Source organism: Azospirillum sp. A29 (assembly GCF_042604625.1).
In the GTDB taxonomy this organism is placed as follows: Bacteria; Pseudomonadota; Alphaproteobacteria; order Azospirillales; family Azospirillaceae; genus Azospirillum; species Azospirillum palustre.
In genome coordinates, this window is the sequence record NZ_CP170464.1 from 373,255 (window position 1) to 395,817 (window position 22,563).

The 22,563-nt window shown below is 69.2% G+C and carries 21 protein-coding genes and 1 pseudogene; 11 read left to right on the top strand and 11 right to left on the bottom strand.

Features of this window, described 5'->3' with window-relative positions; genetic code table 11:
- Positions 1-2 precede the first annotated feature (2 nt).
- Entirely contained in the window at positions 3-1,472 is a 1,470-nt protein-coding gene (locus ABNQ38_RS13770) for a GH1 family beta-glucosidase (RefSeq protein WP_377807529.1), read from the bottom strand.
- Between the two features lie 170 nt (positions 1,473-1,642).
- Here ABNQ38_RS13770 and ABNQ38_RS13775 point away from each other — a divergent pair, with 170 nt between their 5' ends.
- The 5 genes from ABNQ38_RS13775 to ABNQ38_RS13795 all read left to right on the top strand — a co-directional run bounded on the left by ABNQ38_RS13775 (position 1,643) and on the right by ABNQ38_RS13795 (position 5,298).
- Positions 1,643-1,837 carry a twin transmembrane helix small protein gene (locus ABNQ38_RS13775; RefSeq protein WP_377807530.1) on the top strand — a complete coding sequence of 65 codons (195 nt, stop codon included), beginning with the start codon at positions 1,643-1,645 and terminating at the stop codon, positions 1,835-1,837.
- A gap of 10 nt (positions 1,838-1,847) precedes the next feature.
- Positions 1,848-2,432 (top strand): cob(I)yrinic acid a,c-diamide adenosyltransferase, encoded by a 585-nt coding sequence (locus tag ABNQ38_RS13780; RefSeq protein WP_377807531.1) that lies wholly within the window; start codon positions 1,848-1,850, stop codon positions 2,430-2,432.
- 187 nt (positions 2,433-2,619) lie between these two features.
- The gene (locus ABNQ38_RS13785) at positions 2,620-3,369 is read left to right on the top strand and encodes an electron transfer flavoprotein subunit beta/FixA family protein (RefSeq protein WP_377807532.1); all 750 of its coding nucleotides are present in this window, start codon (positions 2,620-2,622) and stop codon (positions 3,367-3,369) included.
- Between the two features lie 16 nt (positions 3,370-3,385).
- A complete protein-coding gene (locus ABNQ38_RS13790; RefSeq protein WP_377807533.1) occupies positions 3,386-4,324 on the top strand; it encodes an electron transfer flavoprotein subunit alpha/FixB family protein in 939 nt (312 codons plus the stop codon).
- A 95-nt stretch (positions 4,325-4,419) separates the two neighbouring features.
- Positions 4,420-5,298: a 3-hydroxybutyryl-CoA dehydrogenase gene (locus ABNQ38_RS13795; protein ID WP_377807534.1), complete on the top strand. Its 879-nt coding sequence runs from the start codon at positions 4,420-4,422 to the stop codon at positions 5,296-5,298.
- Positions 5,299-5,362: 64 nt separating this feature from the next.
- On the opposite strand, the gene ABNQ38_RS13800 is transcribed toward ABNQ38_RS13795, so the two are convergent.
- Positions 5,363-5,980 (bottom strand): glutathione S-transferase, encoded by a 618-nt coding sequence (locus tag ABNQ38_RS13800; protein ID WP_377807535.1) that lies wholly within the window; start codon positions 5,978-5,980, stop codon positions 5,363-5,365.
- A 69-nt stretch (positions 5,981-6,049) separates the two neighbouring features.
- Positions 6,050-8,483 (bottom strand): annotated as a pseudogene (locus tag ABNQ38_RS13805) (membrane-bound PQQ-dependent dehydrogenase, glucose/quinate/shikimate family).
- Positions 8,484-8,664: 181 nt separating this feature from the next.
- Here ABNQ38_RS13805 and ABNQ38_RS13810 point away from each other — a divergent pair.
- Positions 8,665-9,186 (top strand): BON domain-containing protein, encoded by a 522-nt coding sequence (locus ABNQ38_RS13810; protein ID WP_377807536.1) that lies wholly within the window; start codon positions 8,665-8,667, stop codon positions 9,184-9,186.
- Between the two features lie 173 nt (positions 9,187-9,359).
- On the top strand, positions 9,360-9,569 hold the full coding sequence (locus tag ABNQ38_RS13815; protein WP_295830216.1) for a hypothetical protein: 210 nt from the start codon (positions 9,360-9,362) through the stop codon (positions 9,567-9,569).
- Between the two features lie 43 nt (positions 9,570-9,612).
- Here the strand turns inward: ABNQ38_RS13815 and ABNQ38_RS13820 are convergent, their stop codons facing one another.
- Positions 9,613-9,912, bottom strand: a complete 300-nt coding sequence (locus tag ABNQ38_RS13820; RefSeq protein ID WP_098735530.1) for a hypothetical protein — start codon at positions 9,910-9,912, stop codon at positions 9,613-9,615.
- 332 nt (positions 9,913-10,244) lie between these two features.
- Between ABNQ38_RS13820 and ABNQ38_RS13825 the strand changes: the two genes are divergently transcribed.
- The 4 genes from ABNQ38_RS13825 (at position 10,245) to ABNQ38_RS13840 (ending at position 13,551) form a co-directional block, all read left to right on the top strand.
- The gene (locus ABNQ38_RS13825; protein WP_377807537.1) at positions 10,245-11,507 is read left to right on the top strand and encodes an allantoate amidohydrolase; all 1,263 of its coding nucleotides are present in this window, start codon (positions 10,245-10,247) and stop codon (positions 11,505-11,507) included.
- 13 nt (positions 11,508-11,520) lie between these two features.
- Positions 11,521-12,771 (top strand): M20/M25/M40 family metallo-hydrolase, encoded by a 1,251-nt coding sequence (locus ABNQ38_RS13830; RefSeq protein ID WP_377807538.1) that lies wholly within the window; start codon positions 11,521-11,523, stop codon positions 12,769-12,771.
- A 67-nt stretch (positions 12,772-12,838) separates the two neighbouring features.
- Positions 12,839-13,108 carry a type II toxin-antitoxin system Phd/YefM family antitoxin gene (locus tag ABNQ38_RS13835; RefSeq protein ID WP_377807539.1) on the top strand — a complete coding sequence of 90 codons (270 nt, stop codon included), beginning with the start codon at positions 12,839-12,841 and terminating at the stop codon, positions 13,106-13,108.
- Positions 13,109-13,113: 5 nt separating this feature from the next.
- Positions 13,114-13,551 (top strand): hypothetical protein, encoded by a 438-nt coding sequence (locus ABNQ38_RS13840; RefSeq protein ID WP_377807540.1) that lies wholly within the window; start codon positions 13,114-13,116, stop codon positions 13,549-13,551.
- Between the two features lie 59 nt (positions 13,552-13,610).
- On the opposite strand, the gene ABNQ38_RS13845 is transcribed toward ABNQ38_RS13840, so the two are convergent.
- The 7 genes from ABNQ38_RS13845 to ABNQ38_RS13875 all read right to left on the bottom strand — a co-directional run bounded on the left by ABNQ38_RS13845 (position 13,611) and on the right by ABNQ38_RS13875 (position 22,010).
- On the bottom strand, positions 13,611-14,138 hold the full coding sequence (locus ABNQ38_RS13845; RefSeq protein WP_377807541.1) for a DUF2867 domain-containing protein: 528 nt from the start codon (positions 14,136-14,138) through the stop codon (positions 13,611-13,613).
- A gap of 97 nt (positions 14,139-14,235) precedes the next feature.
- On the bottom strand, positions 14,236-16,032 hold the full coding sequence (locus ABNQ38_RS13850) for an alpha/beta hydrolase (protein WP_377807542.1): 1,797 nt from the start codon (positions 16,030-16,032) through the stop codon (positions 14,236-14,238).
- Entirely contained in the window at positions 16,029-18,542 is a 2,514-nt protein-coding gene (locus ABNQ38_RS13855) for a glycoside hydrolase family 2 protein (RefSeq protein WP_377807544.1), read from the bottom strand. The genes ABNQ38_RS13850 and ABNQ38_RS13855 overlap by 4 nt, the downstream gene beginning before the upstream one ends.
- A 6-nt stretch (positions 18,543-18,548) precedes the next feature.
- Positions 18,549-19,511, bottom strand: a complete 963-nt coding sequence (locus ABNQ38_RS13860; protein WP_377807545.1) for a DUF1839 family protein — start codon at positions 19,509-19,511, stop codon at positions 18,549-18,551.
- Between the two features lie 8 nt (positions 19,512-19,519).
- The gene (locus ABNQ38_RS13865; protein ID WP_377807546.1) at positions 19,520-20,446 is read right to left on the bottom strand and encodes an amino acid--[acyl-carrier-protein] ligase; all 927 of its coding nucleotides are present in this window, start codon (positions 20,444-20,446) and stop codon (positions 19,520-19,522) included.
- Positions 20,443-21,654 carry an acyl-CoA dehydrogenase family protein gene (locus ABNQ38_RS13870; protein WP_377807547.1) on the bottom strand — a complete coding sequence of 404 codons (1,212 nt, stop codon included), beginning with the start codon at positions 21,652-21,654 and terminating at the stop codon, positions 20,443-20,445. The genes ABNQ38_RS13865 and ABNQ38_RS13870 overlap by 4 nt, the downstream gene beginning before the upstream one ends.
- Positions 21,651-22,010 (bottom strand): acyl carrier protein, encoded by a 360-nt coding sequence (locus ABNQ38_RS13875; protein WP_377807548.1) that lies wholly within the window; start codon positions 22,008-22,010, stop codon positions 21,651-21,653. Before ABNQ38_RS13875 ends, ABNQ38_RS13870 begins: the two co-directional genes overlap by 4 nt.
- Positions 22,011-22,563: the final 553 nt, after the last annotated feature.

Sequence of the window (22,563 nt, forward strand, 5' to 3'; positions counted from 1 at the left end):
GCTCAGACCAGCGGAACGGCGTTGTTGCGGATGACCGAGGCGTACCAGTCGTAGCTGGCCTTGGGCGTGCGGGCCATCGTCTTGCGGTCGACCTGGACGAGGCCGAAATGGCGGCGGTAGCCCTCCGACCATTCGAAATTGTCCAGCAGGGTCCAGGCCATGTAGCCCTTGAGATTGCAGCCCTCGTCGATCGACTTGGCGGCGGCCAGCAGATGGTCGCGCAGGTAGGCGATGCGATCGCGGTCCTCGACCCGGCCGTTCGGGCCGACGCTGTCGGGGTAATCGGCGCCGTTCTCCGTCACATAGACCGGCGGGTTGCCGTATTTCTCCTGCAGCTCGGCCAGGATCTCGCTGAGGCCGTCCGGCTCGACCGGCCATTCCATGCCGGTCTTGCGCGTGCCCTCGGGCGCCGAGCCGTAGCCGGTGCCGAACAGCCCCTGCCCGTCCGGCTGCTGGTGCATGCGGCTGTAGTAGTTGACGCCGAGGAAATCGACCGGCTGCTTGATGCGGGCCAGATCGTCGGGCTTGGCGATACGGGTGAACTCGGCCTCCAGCTGCTCCGGGAAGCGGCCCTTGAACAGCGGGTCCAGGCAGGAGCGGTTCCACAGCGCGTCCCACATCAGCGAGGCGGGATAGTTCGAGTCGAGCCCGCCGACCGGCCAGGACGGCTGGAGCGACAGCACGGTGCCGAGCCGCCAGTTCTTGCCGCCGGCCTGGCGCAGGGCAGCCAGGGCAGTGCCCTGGGCGAGGTTCTGGTGATGGATCGCCTTCAGGCAGTTCTGGCGGCCGGTCAGACCCGGCGCATGCCCGCCGGTGCCGTGGCCGAAGATGGCGACCACCGACGGCTCGTTCAGCATCGCCCAGTTGCGGGCGCGGTCGCCCAACCGGGCGGTCACCGCCAGCGCGTAGTCGGTGAACCACCCGGCGATGTCGCGGTTGGTCCAGCCGCCCTTGTCCTGCAACGCCTGCGGCAGATCCCAATGGAACAGGCAGGGCCACGGCTGGATGCCCTTGGCCAGCAGCTGATCGGTCAGCCGGTCGTAGAAGTCCAGACCCTTGACGTTCACCGCGCCGGTGCCCTGCGGCATCACCCGCGGCCAGGCGATGGAGAAGCGGTAGGCCTTCATCCCGGCCCTCGTCATCAGATCCACATCCTCGGCATAGCGGTGGTAATGGTCGCAGGCGACGTCGCCGGTGTCGCCGTTGGCGATCCGCCCGTAGGAATGGCTGTAGGTGTCCCAGACGCTCGGGCCGCGCCCATCCTCGGCGACGGCACCCTCGATCTGGTAGCTGGAGGTGGAGACGCCCCACAGGAAGTCCATCGGGAAGGACACCGACGGGACGGCGGCGGCGGGAGCGGCCCCAGGAGCAGCCAGGACGGCCGGACGGCTCAGCGCCGCCAGGGCGCCGGTGCCGGCCGCGGTGACCGCGGTCGCCTTCAGGGCCGTCTTCAGGAAAGTCCGCCGCTGCATCGCCTGCTTCTCCAAATTCGTAACGGTTCCGCCGGCCCGTTCCGCCGGCTTCCCCCGGTCCCGACGCCGCGCACTGTAGGCAGTCCAACGGCGTTGGCAACCGGGTGATTACCCCAAGTCCCGATTCCGTCGCCGTAGGCGCGGGCCGGATGCTGGGATATAGTGAGCCGATGCAGACTCTCTTCCCCATCCTGTTGGTCATGGCGATGCTGGCGGTGGTCGGCTCGCTGTTCGTCGGCCTCTTCTTCATGGCCCGCGGCGGGAGGGGCGACCCGCGCCGCTCCAACAAGGCGATGCGGCTGCGCGTGATGCTCCAGGGCGCCGCCCTGCTGCTGTTCGTCCTCGCCATCCTGACCCAAGGCTGACGCTTCCCCCATGGTAAAGCTGACCAAGATCTACACGCGCGGCGGCGACGCCGGCGAAACCTCGCTCGGCGACGGCAGCCGGGTGCCGAAGGGCGACCGCCGCGTCGCCGCCTACGGCACGGTGGACGAGGCGAACGCCGTCATCGGCATGGCGCGCCTGCACACCCATGGCCTGCACGGGGGCGACTGGCCGGACGCCGACGCCATGCTGGGCCGCATCCAGAACGATCTGTTCGATCTGGGCGCCGACCTCTGCACGCCGGAGGAGGAGGAGCCGAAATACCCGCCGCTGCGCATCGTCCAGGCCCAGGTCGACCGGCTGGAGGCGGAGATCGACGCGATGAACGCCGGTCTGGCGCCGCTGACCTCCTTCATCCTGCCCGGCGGCTCCGCGGCGGCGGCGCATCTGCATCTGGCCCGCACCGTGGTGCGCCGGGCGGAACGTCTGATGACCGTTCTGGCGCGGCACGAACCGGTGACCGCGGCGGCGCTGAAATACGTCAACCGGCTGTCGGACCACCTGTTCGTGCTGAGCCGGGTGGTGAACCGCAACGGGGCGGACGACGTGCTGTGGGTGCCCGGCGCCAACCGTTGAGTAGGCGCATTCCGATTGGCGCTGCGCATTCACCCCTGCCGCGACAATCGGGGCGGCACGCGACGCCGTTTGCGTGTCCGGCGCGTCATTGACAGTGGTAATGCCAGATCCTATGGTCCGTTCGCAACCACAGCAATTTTCGCGGTGTTCGCCGTAACAGGCGCGCGCTCAGCAGCCAGGGTGAGTTATGAAAGTCCTCGTCCCCGTTAAGCGAGTGGTCGACTACAACGTGAAGATCCGCGTCAAGGCGGATGGCAGCGGCGTCGAGACCGCCAACGTGAAGATGAGCATGAACCCCTTCGACGAGATCGCCGTCGAAGAAGCCGTGCGCCTGAAGGAAGCCGGCAAGGCGACCGAGATCGTGGTGGTTTCCGTCGGCCCGACCCAGGCCCAGGAAACGCTGCGCACGGCACTCGCCATGGGCGCCGACCGCGCCATCCTGGTGCAGACCGACGTGACGACCGAACCGCTGGCCGTCGCCAAGGTCCTGAAGGCGCTGGTCGGGAAGGAGGCCCCCGGCCTCGTCATCCTCGGCAAGCAGGCCATCGACGACGACTGCAACCAGACCGGCCAGATGCTGGCCGCCCTGCTCGGCTGGGGCCAGGGCACCTTCGCCTCGAAGATCGCCGCCGGTGACGGCACGGTCGCGGTGACCCGCGAGATCGACGGCGGGCTGGAGACGGTGGAGCTGAAGCTGCCGGCGGTGGTGACCGCCGACCTGCGCCTGAACGAGCCGCGCTACGCCTCGCTGCCCAACATCATGAAGGCGAAGAAGAAGCCGCTGGAGACCATCACGCCGGACAGCCTGGGCGTCGACGTCACGCCGCGCCTGAAGACGGTGAAGGTCGCCGAGCCGCCGAAGCGTCAGGCCGGCATCAAGGTGCCGGACGTCGCCACGCTGGTCGACAAGCTCAAGACCGAAGCCCGCGTGATCTGAGGGGAATGAACTGACCATGGCCAACATTCTCGTCATCGCCGACCACGACGGCGCCTCGCTGAAGCCCGCCACGCTGAATGCCGTCACCGCTGCCGGCAAGATCGGCGGCGATGTCCATATCCTGGTCGCCGGCAAGGGCGCGCAGGCTGCTGCCGAGGCAGCCTCGAAGGTGGCCGGCGTCGCCAAGGTGCTGCTGGCCGACGATGCGGCTTACGAGCATCAGCTGCCGGAAGACGTCGCCCCGCTGGTGGTGTCGATTGCCAAGACTGGCTACGGCCATGTGCTGGCCGGCGCCACCTCGGTCGGCAAGAACCTGCTGCCGCGCGTCGCCGCGCTGCTGGATGTCGCCGCCATCTCCGACATCACCGCCGTGGTCTCCGCCGACACGTTCGAGCGGCCGATCTACGCCGGCAACGCGATTGCCACCGTGCAGTCGGCCGATGCGGTCAAGGTGATCACCGTCCGCACCACCGCCTTCGAGACCGCAGCATCCGAAGGCGGTTCGGCCGCCGTCGAGCAGGTCGCGGGCGCCGGTGCCGCCGGGCTGTCGAGCTTCGTCTCGGCCGAGCTGACCAAGTCGGAGCGTCCGGAACTCACCGCCGCCCGCGTGGTGGTGTCGGGCGGGCGCGGCATGCAGTCGGGCGAGAACTTCCCGCTGCTGGAGGCGCTGGCCGACAAGCTGGGTGCCGCGGTCGGTGCCTCGCGCGCCGCCGTGGACGCGGGGTTCGTGCCGAACGACTATCAGGTCGGGCAAACCGGCAAGATCGTGGCGCCGGAGCTGTACATCGCCGTCGGCATCTCGGGGGCGATCCAGCATCTGGCCGGCATGAAGGACAGCAAGGTCATCGTCGCGATCAACAAGGATGAGGAAGCGCCCATCTTCCAGGTCGCCGATTACGGCCTCGTCGCGGACCTGTTCAAGGCCGTGCCGGAGCTGACGGAAAAGCTTGGGTAAGGCGCGCTGATCCAGGCCGCCGCGGCGGTCGCCGGATTGAACCGGTGACCGCCGCGGCGGACCAACCACCCCACATCCTTCGCGGGACAGCCTCCATGACCACGATCAAGAAGATTGGCATCATCGGCGCCGGCCAGATGGGCAGCGGCATCGCCCAGGTCTGTGCACAGGCCGGCTACGATGTCGTCCTGTCCGACATCAGCGAGGCGGCGCTGGAAAAGTCGCTCGCCGGCATCTCCCGGAACTTCGACCGGCAGATCCAGAAGGGCAAGCTGAGCGAGACGGACAAGACGGCGGCGCTGGGCCGCATCGTCACCGGCACCGACCTGTCGATCTTCGGCGACTCCGATCTGGTGGTCGAGGCCGCGACCGAGAACGAGGCGCTGAAGCGCGACCTGCTGAAGAAGCTGGTTCCGCACCTGAAGCCGGAAGCGCTGATCGCGACGAACACCTCGTCGATCTCGATCACCCGTCTGGCGGCGGCGACCGACCGTCCGGCCAAGTTCATGGGCATGCACTTCATGAACCCGGTGCCGGTGATGCAGCTGGTCGAGCTGATCCGCGGCATCGCGACCGACGAGCCGACCTTCGAGGCCATCAAGGAACTGACGCTCGCCATCGGCAAGACCGCCGCGGTGGCGGAGGATTTCCCGGCCTTCATCGTCAACCGCATCCTGCTGCCGATGATCAACGAGGCCGTCTACACGCTGTATGAGGGCGTCGGCGGCGTCGATGCCATCGACACCGCGCTGAAGCTGGGCGCCAACCACCCGATGGGCCCGCTGGAGCTGGCCGACTTCATCGGGCTGGACACCTGTCTGGCTGTGATGCAGGTGCTGTACGAGGGCCTTGCCGACAGCAAGTACCGCCCTTGCCCGCTGCTGGTGAAGTATGTCGAGGCCGGCTGGATCGGCAAGAAGTACGGCCGCGGCTTCTACGACTATTCGCAGACGCCGCCGGTGCCGACGCGCTGAGGATTGCAGGTTTTGTGAAGAAGGCCCGCCCTGAGAGACCGGGGCGGGCCTTTTTTATCGGTGCTTACTTGAAGTAGGCGCCGCCTTTGGCGAGCGCGCGCTGCCAAGCCGGACGGGCGTGCATGGCGTCGACGAAGACGGCCAGCTTCGGCCAGCGGCTGCGGTTGCCCTTCATCATCGCAATCTCGACCGGGAAGCTGAGCATGATGTCGGCACCGGTCAGGCTGTCGCCGACGAAATGGCCGGACGGGCGAAGCTCGGACTCCAGATAGTCGAAATGGCTGGCCAACTGCTCCTGGATGCGGGGATGCAGCGGCGCCCCCGCCTCGCCCAGCCGCCCGACATAGAGGTCGAGCAGCACCGGGGTCATCACCGAGCCCTCGGCGAAATGCATCAGCTGGAGATGGCGCAGCGCGTCGTCCGAGCCGGCCGGCGGCAGGAAACGGCCGGCACGCTCGCACAGATGCTGGACGATGGCGCCGGACTCCATGACGATCCGTCCGTCGATCTCCAGCAGCGGGGATTTCCCCAGCGGATGCACCGCCTTCAGTTCCGGCGGCGCCAGATTGGTCATCTTGTCGCGGTGGTAGAAGCGGAGTTCATAGGGAAGCTCCAGCTCCTCCAGCAGCCACAGGATCCGCTGCGACCGGCTGTTGTTGAGATGATGGACGATGATGGTCATGAACTACCTTCTCGGGATCGGTTGAATCGCGGAGAGTGGCGATCCTACACCACCTTCTACGGACGGACTTCACTTCGGCAGAGCGTAGGCGATCACCGAATCACCCCCCTTGGTCCCCAGCGAGCCGTGCCCGCCGGCCACCACCAGCACATATTGCCGGCCGTCCCCGCCCTGGTAGGTCATCGGCGTCGCCTGACCGCCGGCCGGCAGACGGCTCTCCCACAGCTGCCTGCCGGTGGAGACGTCGTAGGCCCGCACATAATAGTCAATGGTGCCCGACAGGAAGGCGACGCCGCCCGCGGTCATCATCGGGCCGCCCAAGTTGGGCACGCCCATGCGGAAAGGCAGCGGGACCGGCGAGGCGTCGCGGGTGGTGCCGTTCTTGTGCTTCCACACCACTTTGCCGGTCGTCAGGTCGGCGGCGGCGACATAGCCCCAGGGCGGCGCCTGACAGGGCAGGCCGAGCACCGAGACGAAGGGTCCGAGCTTCACCGCATAGGGCGCGCCGAAATTCTCGTTCAGCGCCGGCAGGCTGAATTGCGGCCGCTCGCCGCCCTGGACATAGAGGTCGGTGTCGTTCTTGCGCGGCACCAGCTGCGAGACGAAGGCGAGATAGGTCGGGGTGGTGAAGGCGACCTGCCGTTGGGGATCGACGGCGACGCCGCCCCAGTTGAACACGCCGAAATTGCCGGGATAGACCAGCGAGCCCTGCAAGGACGGCGGGGTGAAGCGGCCGTCGTAGCGCAGGCGCTTCAGCGCGATGCGGCAGGCGAGCTGGTCGAACATCGTCGCCCCCCACATGTCCGCCCCGCTCAGCGGCGGCGGGTCGTAGGACAGGGCCGAGACCGGTTGGGTCGGGGCGGCATGGTCGCCCTCGGCAGCCCCCTGCGGCGCCGGCTTCTCGGTCACCGGCAGGACCGGCTGGCCGGTGCGGCGGTCCAGCACGAACAGCTCGCCCTGCTTGGTCGGCTGGACGAGGGCCGGGACGGTTTGGCCGTTGACGGTCAGGTCGATCAGGCTGGGCTGCGCCGGCACGTCATAGTCCCACAGGTCGTGATGCACGGTCTGGAAGACCCAACGCACCTGCCCCGTCGCCAGATCGAGCGCCACGACGGAGGAGGAGAAGCGCTCCACCTCCGGGCTGCGGTTGCCGCCGAACTGGTCGGGCGGCTGGTTGCCCAGCGGCAGATAGACCATGCCCAGCGCCTCGTCGACGCTGGCGATGGACCAGCTGTTGGGCGAATTGACGGTGTAGGTCTGGTCGCTGGCAATCGGTGCGGTCTGGTCCGGCTTCGCCGAATCCCAGTTCCACACCAGCCGGCCGCTGTCGGCGTCGAAGGCGCGGACGACGCCCGACTGCTCCTTGGTCGAGACATTGTCCAGCACCGTGCCGCCGACAACGATCAGCTTGGCGGTCACCACCGGCGGCGAGGTCGAATAATAGGCGCCGGGCCGGACATTCGGCATGTTGGCCCACAGATTGACCTGCCCGTTCTCGCCGAAGCCGGTGCAGATCGACCCGTCCTCCGGGTTCAGCGCCACCAGACGGCCGTCGGCGGTCGGCATGAACAGCCGGGCGGCACAGGTGCCACTGGTCGTGGCCGTCGCGGCTTCCGACGCCGGGCGGTAGGACAGGCCGCGGCAGGTCAGGTGCTGCAAGGCCAGCTGCTTGGGGTCGATCTGAAGATCGCGGCGCCAGACCTCCTTGCCGGTGGTGGCGTCGAGCGCGATGACATGCTGGTGCGGCGAACAGAGGAACAGGCGGTTGCCGATCTTCAGCGGCGTCACCTCGAAGGTGGTTTCCCTTCGGGTCGCCGGGCTGGCCGCGCTGGTCGCCGGTCTCATAGCTCCAGGCGACCTGGAGCTTGTCCACATTCTCCGGCGTGATGCCGGTCAGCGGCGAAAAGCGCTGGCCGAAGCCGGTGCGGCCATAGGCCTGCCACTCCCCGTCCGGGACCGCTGGACCCGCGCCACCGGCGGGAGCCGCGGCGGATGCGGTCTGCTGGCGTGACGGAACGGTGCCGTCGATCCGGTGCGGGTCGGTGAACCAGGAGGCGACGGCGACCAGCAGCACGACGGCCAGCGAGGCGGTCAGCGGCAGGCCGGTGCCGCGGAAGACGCCGACGGGAAAAGCCCCCGGCGCCGGTTCGCCGGCCATCGGCTGGCGCTCGCCCAGGCGGCGGGTGATCCAGGGCAGCAGCAGCAGGACTCCCACCACCGCGATCACGTCGCCGCGCGCCGACAGCGGCCACCAGTCCAGCCCGACCTCCCACAAGGCCCAGATCAGCGTGCCGATCACCAGCAGCGCATAGACCGACAGCGCCACCGGCGACCGCTTCGCCAGCAAGGCGGCGGTGGCGAGGAATAGCAGGCCGGCGACGGCGTAGTACCAGGAGCCGCCCAGCAGGATCAGCCACAGGCCGCCGCCCAGCGCCCCCAGCCCCAGAACCGCCAGCAGGATGACCATCGCCCAGAGGGCAATGTTGGATTCGGACTGTTTCATGGCACGCACCTCGACCGAAAGCTTTTCGGACCGAACAGCCGGGCACGGCCAAGGTTGCGGCCTGTTCGGACCTGTATCGCCTTTCACCCCGCAGGGCTGACCTTACGGGTGCGCCGGAACGCGACCGGCAAGACTTTTGTTGAACGGAAAGGACCCTGGAATCGGCAAGACGGAGGCCGCCATGCACCGCCATCCCTGGAGCGAGGAGTTCGTCAAGATGAGCCCGCAGGCCCACTATCGCGGCGTCGGCCCGCGCAACTACCGCCGCTCCGACGACCGCATCCTAGAGGACATCAACGAGCGCCTGACCGACGACCACCACATCGACGCCTCCGACATCGGGGTCAAGGTGGAGGGCGGTGAGGTGACACTGTCCGGCACCGTGACCGACCGCGCCGCGCGCCGCCGGGCGGAGGACATCGCCGAGAGCGTGTCGGGCGTCGGCCATGTCCAGAACGACCTGCGCGTCGCCAACCGGACCGCGCCGGGCGGGGCAACCTCCGCCGGTATCGGCGAACGGGTGGAACCGGCGGCCCCGCAGGGCGAGGGCAGCGTGACCGGCCCCGGCGCCCCGGCGCGGGACGCGATGGTGGCGGCGCTCGACAACAGCTCCATGGTGCTGGGCAAGCAGCCGCTGCCGGAAGACGACACCCTGCGGCACGGGGACGCCATGGCCGGCAGCGGCGGGCGCGACCGGCGCTGAATCAATGGGTTGCAGGGGGGCAATTGCCCCCTGCACCGGATGCGCTGCTGCCCTGCGCCGGGGGTCAAAGGACCGGAGAGGCTGCTTAACCGTTGGTTAACCGTCGGGGACCATTGTCCCGCGGCCAATCGAGTATCCCCTCTCAAGCCTTCTGGAACAGAGCATCTGCCATCATGGGCAACAAGACCATCAAGCTTTCCGACAAGACCGGTTACCGCGACGTCGAGCTGGACCAGCTGCCGCGCAACGTCCGCGCCGCGGTCACCGACCTGTCGACCAAGAACCCGGTCGCCGACATCATCGTCGACCAGTCCGGCATGCTGTACCGCATCCACCTGTCGGCGCCGGCCAACATGTATGTGGATGTCCTGTCCGTCGCCTGAGGCGACGCCACGGTCTTCAGATTTGGCGAAGGGCGGTTTGCAGCTATTGCAGCCGCCCTTCGTCGTTCCGGCCCTCCAGCCGGGCCAGGGCCCGGTTCAGCAGCCGGGGCGGCAGCATCGCCACGGCCCCCTCGCGCACGGCGCGCACATCCTCGATGTCGAGCCCGGTGGCGACGGCCAGCTGGCGGTCGTCCAGCTCGCGGTCCTCCGCCAGCAGCGTGATCCACCCCGCCAGCGTGCGGGCCTGAACCAGCTCGGTCCGGTTGTTGAACCACAGGCCGGCACCGGGCCGGCCAATCGGCGTTGCGTTCTCGAAAGGCATGTCGGGATCGAAAGACGTCATGGACGCACCTCCCCTCAGCTGTTTCTTTCGCACTCGCAGCAAATACGCGCCCCGATACGTCCCTTGATCGGGCGATTTTGTTCATCCTCATCTATGAAGTCTGCCCGAGTGTTCCAGAGGGTGGTAGGCATTATTCGGCACCACCAACGAATTCCGGCCTGTCTTTTTGCGCTGCGGCACAAGCGAACGGTGCTGAGGCCGCGCCTTTCCGGGATTCTTTGAAACTGTCTTCGCCGGCCGGGGGCTAGGGCGGCAGCGCGGCTTCGGCGTATAACCGCTTCCATCGTCCTGATTTCATCGTCCCGCTTCCTCAGCGCATTTCGGAACCGCCGATGCCCGATCCCCTGCTGTCCGATTCTCCGTTGTCAGGAGTGGCCCTCCTCGACCGCATCGACGCGCTCGCGGCGATCAGCGCGGAGGAGGGGCGGCTGTCGCGCCTCTATCTGACGCCGGAACACCGCCGCGCCAACGACCTCGTCGCCGGCTGGATGCGGGACGCAGGCATGAGCGTGCGCGAGGATGCGGTCGGCAACATTGTCGGCCGCTATGAAGGCGAGCGGCCGGGGCTGCCGGCCCTGCTGATCGGCTCGCACCTCGACACCGTGCGCGATGCCGGACGCTATGACGGCATGCTGGGGGTGCTGAGCGGCATCGCCGTGGTCGCCGACCTGCACGCCCGCGGCCGGCGCCTGCCCTTCGCCGTCGAGGTGATCGGCTTCGGCGACGAGGAGGGCACCCGCTTCCAGTCCACGCTGATAGGCAGCCGCGCCATCGCCGGCACCTTCGACCCGGCGGTGCTGGAGACACGCGATGCCGCCGGCACGCGGCTGGCCGACGCCATGACCGCCTTCGGCCTCGACCCCGCCGCCTGGGCCACTGCCGCATACAAGGCCGACGACGTGCTGGCCTATGCCGAGCTGCACATCGAACAGGGGCCGGTGCTGGAGGCGCTGGGCCGGCCGGTCGGCGTGGTCACCGCCATCGCCGGCGCCACCCGGCTGGCGGTGACGGTGGAGGGGATGGCCGGCCATGCCGGCACCGTGCCGATGACTCTGCGCCGCGACGCGCTGGCGGCCGCGGCCGAGATGATCCTGGCGGTGGAGCAGCTGTGCTCCGGCCAGGAGCGGCTGGTCGGCACCGTCGGCCGGATCGAGGCGTCGCCCGGCGCCACCAACGTCATCGCCGGCAAGGTCCGCTTCACCATCGACCTGCGCGCCGACCGCGATCCCCTGCGGCTGGAACGGGTCGGCGCCGTCCGCGCCCGGCTGGAGGCCATCGCCGATGCCCGCGGTGTCGCCATCGGCTTCGAGACGCTGCATGAAAGCCCGGCCGTCGCCTGCCACCCAGCGCTGATGGCGCAGTTCGCCGCCGCCGCCGAGGCCGAGGGGCTGGACGCGCCGGAGCTGCCGAGCGGCGCCGGCCACGACGCGATGGCGGTGGCGGCGCTGACCGACATCGCCATGCTGTTCGTGCGCTGCGACCGCGGCATCTCGCACAACCCGGCCGAACGCATCACCGACGCCGACGCCGAGGCCGGCGCCCGCGTGCTTGCCCGCTTCGTCGAACATTTCCAGCCCGCAACCTCCATCCCGTGACGGACCGCCTGCCATGACCGACCTGTCCCCCTCCCTCGCCGCCACTCTGGATGAGGCGGTGAATGCCCGCTTCGACGAGGAGGTCCGTTTCCTGGCGGAGCTGGTGAAGGTGCCGTCCGACAACCCGGCGGGCGACTGCGCCCCCCACGCCGTCCGCGCCGCCGAACTGCTGGAGGCGATGGGCTTCACGGTGGAGCGCCACCCGGTGCCGGCAGAGCTGGTGCGGGCCAACGGCATGATCAGCGCCACCAATCTGGTGATCCGCCACCGCTTTGGCGATGGCCCGACCCCTGGCCCGACGGTCGCGCTGAATGCCCACGGCGACGTGGTGCCGCCGGGCGAGGGCTGGTCGAGCGATCCCTACGGCGCCGAGATCCGCGACGGCGTGATGTATGGCCGCGGCGTCGCGGTTTCGAAGTCGGACTTCGCCAGCTACGCCTTCGCGCTTCGGGCGCTGATGGAGTCAAAGGCGCCGCTGAAGGGCACGGTCGAACTGCACCTGACCTACGACGAGGAGGCCGGCGGCGAGATCGGGCCGAAATGGCTGCTCGACCAGGGGATTTCCAAGCCGGATTACGCGGTGTCGGCCAGCTTCGCCTATTCGGTGGTGACCGGGCACAACGGTTGCCTGCATCTGGAGGTGCAGGTCGACGGCAAGTCCGCCCACGCCGCCCGCCCCGACACCGGCCATGACGCGCTGGAGGCGGCGACCGGCATCCTGACCGCGCTCTATGCCCACCGGCCGGAGCTGGCGACGCGCCACTCCGCCGTCGCCGGCATCACCCACCCGTCGCTGACCGTCGGGCTGATCCAGGGCGGCATCAACACCAACGTGGTGCCCGACCGTGTCACCATCCGCCTCGACCGCCGCATGATCCCCGAAGAGAACCCGGCGGAGGTCGAGGCCGAACTGCGCGTCCTGATCGAAGGGGTCGCCGCCGGCCGGGAGGGAATCCGCGTCTCCATCCGCCGCATCCTGCTGGCCCGCCCCTTCCGCTCGGTCGGCGACGCGCCGCGGCTGGCGGCGCTGTTCGCCGGCCATGCGCAGGAGGTTCTGGGCGTTCCGGTCGGCCAGACCGGCATCCCGCTCTACACCGACGCCCGCCATTATTCGGAGGCCGGCATCCCGACCATCCTCTACGGCGCCGGCCCGCGCGACCTGCTGGAAGCCAACGGCCACCGCGCCGACGAGAAGCTGGTGCTGGAGGATCTGCGCAAGGCGACCCAGGTGGTCGCGCGGTCGCTGGCGGAGCTGCTGGGGTAAGGAGGGGGAACTGGACAAACCCATGCAGCACCTCTAATTTTTTAGTGGTCTGCGGAGGGTGAGTGCCATGGCCGTCATCAGGGTGTCGGACGCCGAGTTCCAACGTGACATCAGTCGATACCAGGACATTGCCTTGAGCCAGCCTGTCACCGTGACACGTGACGGGCGGCAAAGCACGGTGCTGATCTCGACCGAAGAGTACCGCCGCCTGAAGCGGCGGGAACGGCGTGTCATGGGGCCGGAGGACTTCACCGAAGCCGACATCGCGGCGCTGGAAGCCGCCCGCCCTCCGGCCGATGCCGAGGCCTTCGACGACGAACTGCCCAAAGCGTCCTGAAAGCCGTGCTGTTCCCCACCCCGGTTCCCGGTCTCGTCATCCGCTACAGCTATCTCTGGCGGGCGGAACATCTGCGTGGACAAGAGGAGGGGGTCAAGGACCGCCCCTGCGCCGTGGTCCTGACGACCATGACCGAAGAGGCCGATCTTTGCGTGACGGTCCTGCCGATCACCCATTCGCCACCGGCGGACCCGGCCTTCGCCGTCGAAATTCCGGCGGCGACCAAGGCGCGTCTCGGCCTCGACACGGACCGGTCCTGGGTGGTGCTGACGGAGGCGAACCGGTTCGTCTGGCCTGGGCCGGACCTTCGCCCATCGCGACCGGACGATGCGGGCAGCGTCAGTTACGGATTGCTGCCCGCCCGCTTCTTCGACGATCTCCGGCGAAAATTCATCGCCCTCGTCAAGGCACGCCGGGCGGGTGCGGTGCGCCGCACGGAGTAGCGCCTCCCGCACCATGCGGTCCGGGTCGGAGGGCATAGGTCAGAGTCTGTCGACATAAATCACCCGGCCTTGCGGGCGAGATAGCTGCGCAGCGAGGCCGGGACGATCATTTTGTGCATCGGCTTGACCACCAGCATGTAGGCCTTGCCGAGCCGGTTCTTCGTCCTCACCACCGTGGTGACCGCCGCCAGCTGGCGGTCGCCGTCGGAGGGGAGCTTGCGCACCGACAGCCAGACGTCGAGATGCCTGTCGCGGTCGCAAACCACCACCTCGTCCTCCCGGCTTTCGACCAGCGTGAAGATGCCGATCCGGTCGCCGGGCCGGTAGGAGCCGGACGGCCGGGCGGGATCGACGGCGCCAAGCGCGCCCAGATCCTTCAGGCCGAGCAGACGGACCGCCTTGTTGCGCAGCCACATCATCCGCTCGATCCAGGGCGGGCTGGCGGCCAGCACCTCGATCAGGAGTTCCAGCGGCGACAGCCCCGGATCGGGCACGGGAAAGCGGTAGGAATCGTGGAAGTCCGCCGCCGGGAGCTGCCGATACAATGCGCAGTCGGCCGGAACGTCCGAAAGCTCGACCCGGTGCATCGGAACGGTCTCCGCAGGACATGGCGATCCAGCCGACGTTCCGCCGCAACCGGACCCCCTGTCAATACGCCTCCCGTGCCCGTCCCGGATGCGCTCCCTACCCCACCCGCTCGCCGGATGGCAGCCCTCCCGATGATAGATCCAGCCCCCAGCCGGTCAGGTCTGACGCGGCGGGGTCCGCCTGGGCCGCGCTGTCCAGACTGGCCAGATGGCGGTCGATCATGCGGTCCAGCCGGTCGCGCGCCTCCCAGACCGTCAGGCTGTGGTCGGAGCGGTCGAGATAGGCCACCTCGATGCCGGACAGGCCGTCGAGCGCCCGGCCGCCCTCGCCCAGATGCAGGTAGAATTCGGCCAGCGTCATGTCGCCGCTGCTGTAGACCACCAGCACCCGCCGGCCTTCCGCCGACAGGCGGCGGAACATGCGCAGCGCGTGGCGGGTCAGGCCGGTGCGGAGAAGCACCTTGCGGAAGAAGCGCCCGGCCAGACGCCTGGCCAGCCCGGTCAGGCGGGCGGGCTTGCGGAAGCTGGCGCGCAGCCGGGCCGGCTTCAGCGCCTCGATCAGATATTCCTTGGTGGAGCGGAAGGCGACCGTCCGCATCAGCTCCGACACGGCGATGCCGCCGCCCATCTCGAACCGGCCGGGGTTCAGCACGATCTGGCCGACGACGCGGTCATCGCCAAGGCCGGCATGCAGCGCGGGCGTGCCGCCGGCGCACAGGCCGATGACGACGATGCGCTCGTGCCCCTGCTCCTCCAGCCAGTTGAGCGCTGCGCGGACGTCGTCCATCACCTCCTTGTTGTAGAGCAGATTGTCGGGGAAGCCGGGACGGTCGGGGCTGTCGCCGATGCCGGCGGCGTCGATGCGCAGCGAGGTGTAGCCGCGCGCCGCCAGCCGCCGCGCCTGCACCACCGTGGCGCGGCCGGAGCCGACATGGTGGGTGGCGCCGCTGTTCAGGAACAGGATGGCCGGCCGGTTGCCGGCCGGATCGGCCAGGACCGGCGTGCAGCAGATGCCGAACAGCTCCGGCGCGCTGCCGAAGAAGATCGGGCGTTCGACCGCGGTCGGCATCATCAGCCCGGCCGGGCGGTCCGGCGGCGGGGTGGCGCCGGTGGCGACCGGGGCGGCGGCGACGATCCAGCGCAGCACCGGCTCGAACGCGGCGGCGGCCTGGGCGCGCTGCGGCTGCTGGGTCAGCTCCATCATGCCGCTGACGCCCATCGGCTCCGCCACCGCACCCAGCGTGCGCCAGCGCGCGGCCAGCTTCACCGGGGTCTTCCCCTCCGGCCGGTCGGCGATCAGGATGCGCGGCGCCGGCAGGGCCGGTGCGTCGCAGGGGTTGAGGCCGCCCAGCGTCAGCGCGGTTTCCGGCGTCAGCGGCATGCCGATGACGTTCAGCCAGGACGAGCGCTCCGGCGGTTCCGGGTTGCAGACCGGACGCAGCACGATGGTCGACAGGGTCTGCATTTCGCGGACCGCCTTGCGGCCCGAGGTGATCGGCGACAGCAGGACCAGCCTGTCGATGCCGTGGCCGTCCTCCGCCATCTCCAGCGCGGCGGCGGTGGCGAGCAGCGCGCCCATGCGGAAGCCGACCAGGGTCACGTCGGTGACGCCGGTGTCCTCGCGCAGGCGGCGGACCGCCGCCTTGACGCCGTCCAGCCAGGCACGCACCCGGTCGGGCTCGCCGTCGTCGCCGGCCGAATCGCCGGAGCCGGGATAGTCGAACCGCAGCGTCGGCAGCCCGGCGGACGCCAAGCTTTCGGCGAAGCTCTTCCAGGCCCGGTGGGCGCACAGCTCCTCGTACCCGTAGGGACCGCAGAGGACCACCCCGCGCAACCCCTCGGCCGGGTGCAGCCATCCGAAACAACCCTCGAACACCACCGGTGTCGGCTTCATGCGTTCCCCCTGTAGCGGACGGGCGCCAGCGCGTTCAGCGCATGGACCTCGCCGTCTGGCACCATCCGTCCGGCCGATGCCGTCCCGTCCGTAACCCCAACCCGAGACCCATTCCCATTCCGCGAACCGGCCCGCGGCCGCAGGCGGACAACCCGCTCGACGCCGGGAGCGAGATGGAACCAGCCGTCATCCGCCTGGAACCGCTCGTCCTCCACATGCACCGAACAGGCGAACCGTCCTGTCGCCAGCCGCAACGCCCAATCGTCGCCGCCTGAACTCCCTTGGCGCTCGGCCACTGCCGTCAACCCCAGGTCGACGCGCGGCAGCGAGCGTCCCTTGGGAAAATAATGAGACTCGTCAATTGGTTCCGCGTCCCTTTCGGCCAGCAGCACCTGCGCCGTGACCACATCGTGCGAGATAGGCCCAAACCTGTAGGCGTAGGTCGTGTCAAAAAAGCGGTCGGACATCTCGGCGGCGGCCAGCGCCACCGTACCCCTCGCCGGAATCGTCACCGGACGCTCCGCCTTCAGGACCGGGACCGACCCGTCACGCCAAGCGGTCAGCCGCAGCAGAGCCTCCACCGGCCGGGCGGCGTCGTTGACCAGATGCACGGCCAGCCCGTTGACGCCCTCGTCGGTCAGGATCACCCGCAGCGGTCGGAAGGCGCGCCTCAGGGCGTACCAGGCCGGCTTGCGTGTGCCGTCGGAGGCGACCACGCCCCAGCCTGCGCCCGGCCACGGGTCGCGCCACTGCCAGACCAGCCCGCCGGTACAACTGGAGCCAGCGCGCCGCCATTCGTCGAACACCGCCTGCATCACCTCGCCGGTCACCGCGCGCGACAGGCGGCGGTAGCGGTCGGGGTCCTCGTAGCGCAGGCGGCGCGGATCGACGGCGTAGAGCGTCTCCAGATAATGCTCACGCACATCCTCGAAATCCCAGGAGGCGCCGGGGTCGCGCGGCACCCGCTGCTTCCAGCGCGGATGGTGGAGCGCCGGGACGCCGAGCGGATCCTCCTCGGGCAAGTTGGCGAAGGCGAGGCATTCGCTGGCGAAGCGCACGCCGGCCCGCCGGGCATCCTCCAGCGGCTTCATGTAGGCGCCGACGCCGTAGTAATGGGTCACCCCGGCATTGGCGATGAAGGGCAGCGGCCCGCCGCTGGGCGAGTTCGGCACCTGGATCAGGTCGGGCCGCCGGGCCGTCGTCTCCTCCGCGATCACCGCCGTCAGGGCGGCTTGCGTCCAGGAGGCGCGGGGCAGGCCCAGCATGGCCGCCTGCTGCTCCATCTCGCTGCCGCCGCACAGCACCGCCAGCGACGGCGAGGTTTGGGTGCGGTCGAGCAACTGCGCGATCTCCGCACGCACGCTGCCCAAGAAGGCGGCGTCGGTCGGATAATCGAAATTGGCGAACATGGCGTCCTGCCAGACCAGAAGGCCCAGCTCGTCGCACAGCTCGAAGAAGGCGTCGCCCTCATACAGCATGGTGCCGCCGACGCGGACCATGTTGGCGCCGGCCTCCCGCATCCGCCGCAGCTCCGGCTCGTAGACCGCGCGGTCCGACGACAGCCCGACCAGATCGACCGGCACCCAGCAGCCGCCCCGGCAGAACACGCGCTCGCCATTCACCAGCAGCGCGAAGCCGGTGCCGTCCGCCCCGCGGTCGACGGCCAGCGAGCGGAAGCCGACACGGCCAAGCTCCACTTCGACCGATCCAATCCGGGCGGCGACGCCGTGCAGGACCGGCTCGCCATGGGTGTGCGGCCACCAGGGCTCGACGCCCGGCAGGGTCAGGTCGGCGGCGAAGCCGTCCACCCCGTCGAAGACGAGCGGCGCCGTGTGGCCGGCGACCTCGACCGACCCTGTCGTGCCGGCCGCGGCCCCCTCCACCGTCAGCCGCAGCGACAGATGGCCGTCCCGCCCGTCATAGCCGCTGCGCAAGTCAGCGGCCATCACGCGGCAAGGGCCGGTGTCCTCCACCAGCTCCACCGGGCGGAACGGGCCGACGGCATGGATCGGCGGGCACCAGCCCGGCATATGGCCCAGCAGGGTGGTGCGGACGAAGCGCAGCCCCGCCGGCTCGGCCAGCTTGGGGCGCCAGCGGGCCCGGCCCTTCTTCGCCGCCAGCACCGGGTGCAGAGCATGGAAGCGGATGGACAGCTCCGCCTCGCCGTTCAGCGTCACCGGCACCTCATGGGCCAGATACATGCTGTCGGATGTCAGGATGCACTCGCCGTCCAGCCGCACCTCGGCGATGGTGGCGAGGCCGTGGAAGCGCAGGACATGGGGGCCATGGCCGTTGAGGCGGGTGCGGTAGACGAAATCCCTGTCGTGCAGCGGCGCAGGGTCCTCCGCCGACCACAGGCCGGCGGCCTGAAGCGCCTGGGCGGCGGTGCCGGGAACCGGGGCGGGAATGCCCTCCCCGCCTTCCGGGCCGCCGGGCGCCGAGACGGTCAGCGTCCATTCCCGATCCAGAAGGGTCCGCCGCTGTCCCGTGACCGCTCGGAGTCGGGCCATCGCCGCTCACCCGTACCGGCGGGCCAGACTGCCCATGACGGTGTCGTAGCCGCGCTCCAGCCGGTCGAAGCTGTCGGTCAGGTCGGGCGCCTTGCGCCGGGCGACGGTACGGGCCAGCTGGAACTGCATCGCCTTGGCGCCCTCGGCGATGGACTGGCAGGCCTCCACCGCTTCCCCAGGGCCGTCGAGCCAGCGGAGATGGGCGCCCAGCAGTTCGAAGTTGGCGCCGAGCTGGCGCAGCAGGTTGAAGGCGTAGAGGTGGAAATACTCCATCGGCCGGGCGAGCAGCCGGTCGAGATGCTCGGGGAAGGCGGCGCGGTAGGCCGTCACCGGGTTGCCGGCCGGACGGCGGGCGAGATGGCGGCGCAGCAGGTCGAGCGACGCGGCGACCAGCGCCCCGCCCTCCAGCGCCTTCCCGCCGGGCTTCACGAACTCGACATAGGGGAAGAGCGGCCCGGCCGCCGCGGCGGCGACACCCTGGTAATCGGCGCCGTCGAGCCGGTAGAAGCCGGCATTGTGGAAATAGTCCATCGTCCCGGCGGCCGGGTCGATGCGGACGATGCCGACCGTGGTCTTCACATGGGTGGTGCCGTAGGAGGTGCCGCGGGTGTCCGGCAGGTGGAAGCCGTCGACCTCCACCAGCACCAGACCGCCGCCCCCAGAATTATCGGCCGGACTGCGCCGCAGCTGCTCGGCGACATGGGCTTCGACGCTGTCGTAGATCGCCAGCTCCTGCACGCGCAGGCCGTACAGCGTCTCCAGATCCTCCAGCGGCACCTTGAAGAAGGTGAACTGGTCGCCCTCGAAATCCTGGGTGACGGTGAAGCCCAGCATCGCCCGCGGTTCCAGTCCGCGGGCGTGCAGCGCCTCGATCCACAGATCGACGTAGCAGTTGGTCTCCGGCCAGATGCGCTCTCCCTGATGCAGGGGATGGCGGTCGTAGCCGTCGGGGTGGCGCTGCGTCCACATGGTGCCGGTTACCCCCACAGGACCTTGCGCACCGACGCCGGCCACTGCGCCGTGTCGAAGCCATGGTGGCGGAACAGCGCCAGCGCCACGCGCTCCATGCCGAAGCCGACGCAGGCGGTGTGGGCGACGCCGCCGTCGGCGGTGTGGATGTCCCACAGATGGCCGAAATGGTCCTGGTGGTAGTTGAAGCTGAGGCAGGCGGTCGGCTTCTCGGTGCTGGTGATCGGGATCAGCAGCTCGAACTTCAGCTTCTGCTCGCGCTGGCTGTTCGACAGCATGGTGCCGGCCCGGCCGAAGAAGGGGTCGTTGGCGACATCGACGTCGAGCGGCACCTCCAGCGAGCCCATCATCTCGCGCCCGCGCTCCAGCCACAGCTCGCGGAACTCCACCACCTGATCGGGGGTGCCGATGCGGATGTACTCGCGCATGCGGAACAGCTGCATGCGGGCGGGGTCGATGGAGGGCTCATGCCGGAAGCAGTAGGAGAAGACGTCGATCAGCTTGCCCTCGCCGGGCAGCGGGCCGCGCCGCGCGATGGTCGGATAGACCGGGTAGCAGGCGGCCGGCGTCATCACCACGTCGGTCGCGACCTGATCCTCGGTCCAGTCCTGGCCCTCCTCCAGCCGGCGCAGCAGGCTGCGGTGCGCCTTTTCGTCGCCGCCGAAGCTGTGGATGGTGCCGGCCAGATGGGGAAAGCTCTTCAGATACTCGCTTTCCTCGAAGTATTGACGGTTGAGGGCCGGCGGGAAGCGCATCACCTCCGCCCCATCCTGGCCGCCCCAGCGGGTGACCAGAGCGTCGAAACGCTCCACCACATCCTCGAAGACGCCGCTGCGGCCATAGAGACCGTCCACGCCGGTGGGAATCAGCAGGCCCGCGTCCACCAGCTCGTCGCGATAGGCGGCCTGGGCGGCCGTGATGTCGACCATGTTCATTCGAAGGCCCCCGACCCGTCGCGCTGGACGAGAAGCTGAGTGGAGATGTGCGACATGATGCGGTCGTTGCCGATCATGAGGGCGGCGGAATGGGCGTCGCGCAGGTGGCGGCCCAGGCTGTAGGGGGTGTCGTTGCGGTAGCCGGCGAGGCCGCAGGTGCGGATCGCCGCCTCCACCACCTCGCGCACCAGCTCCGACGTGGTCACCTTCAGCGTGCCCATGGCGGTGGCGAAGGACAGGCTGGTCAGCCGCTCGGGCGAGCCGCAGGCCAGCTCGTACTGGCGGATGGCGGCCAGGATGACGGCCTTCATCTGCTGGAGCTTGGCGGTCGCCTCGGCGAGCCGCACGGCCGACGCCGGGGTGGTGCCGGGCTTGCGCTTGGCCTCCGAGCGGACATAGGCGCGGGCGCGGCTGACGGCGTCGGCGGCGATGCCGAGCCAGGTGCTGCTCCACAGGATGTGGGTGACCGGCAGCATGGTCTGGGCCGACAGGTCGGCGTAGGACAGGGGCAGGATCTGATCGATGACACCCGCCGCTTCCAGCCGGTAACCGTCGGAGCAGGTGCCGCGCATGCCCATCGCGTCCCAGAGGCTGGTCTTTTCCAGCCGGTAATCCTGCTTGGTCACCACCGCCAGCACCTGATCCGACGACGGGGCGTCGGGGTTGCGCCGCGCGGTGACCAGGATCACGTCCGACTGGTCGCCGTAGGAGATGACCGACGCGTTCTTCGCCAGGGTGAAGCGGTCGCCGTCCGCCCGAACGGCGCAGACGCTGTTGCGGATGTCGCCGCCGGTCTCGGCCTCCGTCGTGGCGGATCCCAGAAGGAGCTGACCGGCGGCGATGCGCTGCATCAGGTCGCGGTGCCAGCCGTTGCTGCCGTGATTGACCAGACAGGCGATCTGGATCTGGTGCATGGCATAGATCATGCCGGTGGCGGCACAGCCGCGGGCCAGGGCATGGCAGGCCGCCGCCACATCGAACAGCGGCGCACCGCCGCCGCCGAGGTCCGCCGGGATCATGACGCCCAGCAGCTTCTGCTCGCGCAGGGCGTCGAAGGCCTCGTTGGGGAAGCGGCCGTCGCGGTCGACGTCTGCGGCATGGCGCGCGGCGATCTCGGCACCGATGGTGCGCGCGCGGGCCACAATATTGGCTGGGGCTTGGACCGAAGCTGGGTTCAGCTCGGCCAAGCCGGCCAGGGCCGCGTTCACGCCTCGCCCCCGTCGATCAGGCCGCGCACCGCGTCGCGGATGGCGGCGATGCTCTCGAAGGTGCGGCGGTTCAGCAGCCTTTCCGGAAATTCGACGTCGAACTGCTCCTCCAGCCCCAGCATCAGGCCGACACAGCCGTGCGAGGTCAGGCCGGCGGCATAGAGATCGTCATCGATGGCGAGCGTTCCGGTATCGACCGCCAGCCCGCCGCACTCCGCCAGGACGGAGCGGATGCCGACGATCGTTTCGTCGTCGGCACCGCCGGCGGGCGGACGTCCGAGGCCCCCGGCGGCCCCGGCGGCCTGAAAGCCCTCACGGGAAGAATTGGCGTAAGGCGGGCTGGCATCCTGCGGCATTCTCGAATTCCCTCGGGGAAACTTGCTGGTCTGAAGCTAGCCACGCCACCCCGGTGCTTCCACTCGGCATCGGTATGGCCGCACCGCTATCCAAGTGATCGCTTTTTCACCGGTGGGGGTAAGCACAGGGATAGGGTCGGTCGATCGCCCGGATCGCTTTGGTGCTGCCCGCTATGGCCATGATCCTTGCGCATAGACCCAGGCCGGGGCTTGGACTTGGCCGTTGGGACGCAGGTCGCGCCTGCCCTGCGGCACCGGAGGCCGGACCCCACCGGCGGTGGGCACCAGTGTTTCCTGCGAGCGGAATTTTCCCATCCATTTTGCCTACCTCTTCCGTATAGCGGAAGGAGGGCGACTATCTTTTCTCGGTCACGGAAAAAGAAGTTGACGGCTGCTCGGGCTGTCGAAAAGCATGCAAGGGCCGGTGTGGCCGATGGTCGCAAGCACCTCGTGTCGCTTGCATTTCCATAATTTCGCACAATGCGGACGTGCGGTCCTCAGATGAGGCTGCCGGCGCCCGGCCAGCCTTCGTGCCGGCCTCGTTTCGTGCAGA

Bases quoted from the DNA above. Each gene is read 5' to 3' on its own strand.
- ABNQ38_RS13770 (WP_377807529.1), bottom strand. From the start codon at position 1,472: ATGCAGCGGCGGACTTTCCTGAAGACGGCCCTGAAGGCGACCGCGGTC.
- ABNQ38_RS13775 (WP_377807530.1), top strand. From the start codon at position 1,643: ATGCAGACTCTCTTCCCCATCCTGTTGGTCATGGCGATGCTGGCGGTG.
- ABNQ38_RS13780 (WP_377807531.1), top strand. From the start codon at position 1,848: ATGGTAAAGCTGACCAAGATCTACACGCGCGGCGGCGACGCCGGCGAA.
- ABNQ38_RS13785 (WP_377807532.1), top strand. From the start codon at position 2,620: ATGAAAGTCCTCGTCCCCGTTAAGCGAGTGGTCGACTACAACGTGAAG.
- ABNQ38_RS13790 (WP_377807533.1), top strand. From the start codon at position 3,386: ATGGCCAACATTCTCGTCATCGCCGACCACGACGGCGCCTCGCTGAAG.
- ABNQ38_RS13795 (WP_377807534.1), top strand. From the start codon at position 4,420: ATGACCACGATCAAGAAGATTGGCATCATCGGCGCCGGCCAGATGGGC.
- ABNQ38_RS13800 (WP_377807535.1), bottom strand. From the start codon at position 5,980: ATGACCATCATCGTCCATCATCTCAACAACAGCCGGTCGCAGCGGATC.
- ABNQ38_RS13810 (WP_377807536.1), top strand. From the start codon at position 8,665: ATGCACCGCCATCCCTGGAGCGAGGAGTTCGTCAAGATGAGCCCGCAG.
- ABNQ38_RS13815 (WP_295830216.1), top strand. From the start codon at position 9,360: ATGGGCAACAAGACCATCAAGCTTTCCGACAAGACCGGTTACCGCGAC.
- ABNQ38_RS13820 (WP_098735530.1), bottom strand. From the start codon at position 9,912: ATGACGTCTTTCGATCCCGACATGCCTTTCGAGAACGCAACGCCGATT.
- ABNQ38_RS13825 (WP_377807537.1), top strand. From the start codon at position 10,245: ATGCCCGATCCCCTGCTGTCCGATTCTCCGTTGTCAGGAGTGGCCCTC.
- ABNQ38_RS13830 (WP_377807538.1), top strand. From the start codon at position 11,521: ATGACCGACCTGTCCCCCTCCCTCGCCGCCACTCTGGATGAGGCGGTG.
- ABNQ38_RS13835 (WP_377807539.1), top strand. From the start codon at position 12,839: ATGGCCGTCATCAGGGTGTCGGACGCCGAGTTCCAACGTGACATCAGT.
- ABNQ38_RS13845 (WP_377807541.1), bottom strand. From the start codon at position 14,138: ATGCACCGGGTCGAGCTTTCGGACGTTCCGGCCGACTGCGCATTGTAT.
- ABNQ38_RS13850 (WP_377807542.1), bottom strand. From the start codon at position 16,032: ATGAAGCCGACACCGGTGGTGTTCGAGGGTTGTTTCGGATGGCTGCAC.
- ABNQ38_RS13855 (WP_377807544.1), bottom strand. From the start codon at position 18,542: ATGGCCCGACTCCGAGCGGTCACGGGACAGCGGCGGACCCTTCTGGAT.
- ABNQ38_RS13860 (WP_377807545.1), bottom strand. From the start codon at position 19,511: ATGTGGACGCAGCGCCACCCCGACGGCTACGACCGCCATCCCCTGCAT.
- ABNQ38_RS13865 (WP_377807546.1), bottom strand. From the start codon at position 20,446: ATGAACATGGTCGACATCACGGCCGCCCAGGCCGCCTATCGCGACGAG.
- ABNQ38_RS13875 (WP_377807548.1), bottom strand. From the start codon at position 22,010: ATGCCGCAGGATGCCAGCCCGCCTTACGCCAATTCTTCCCGTGAGGGC.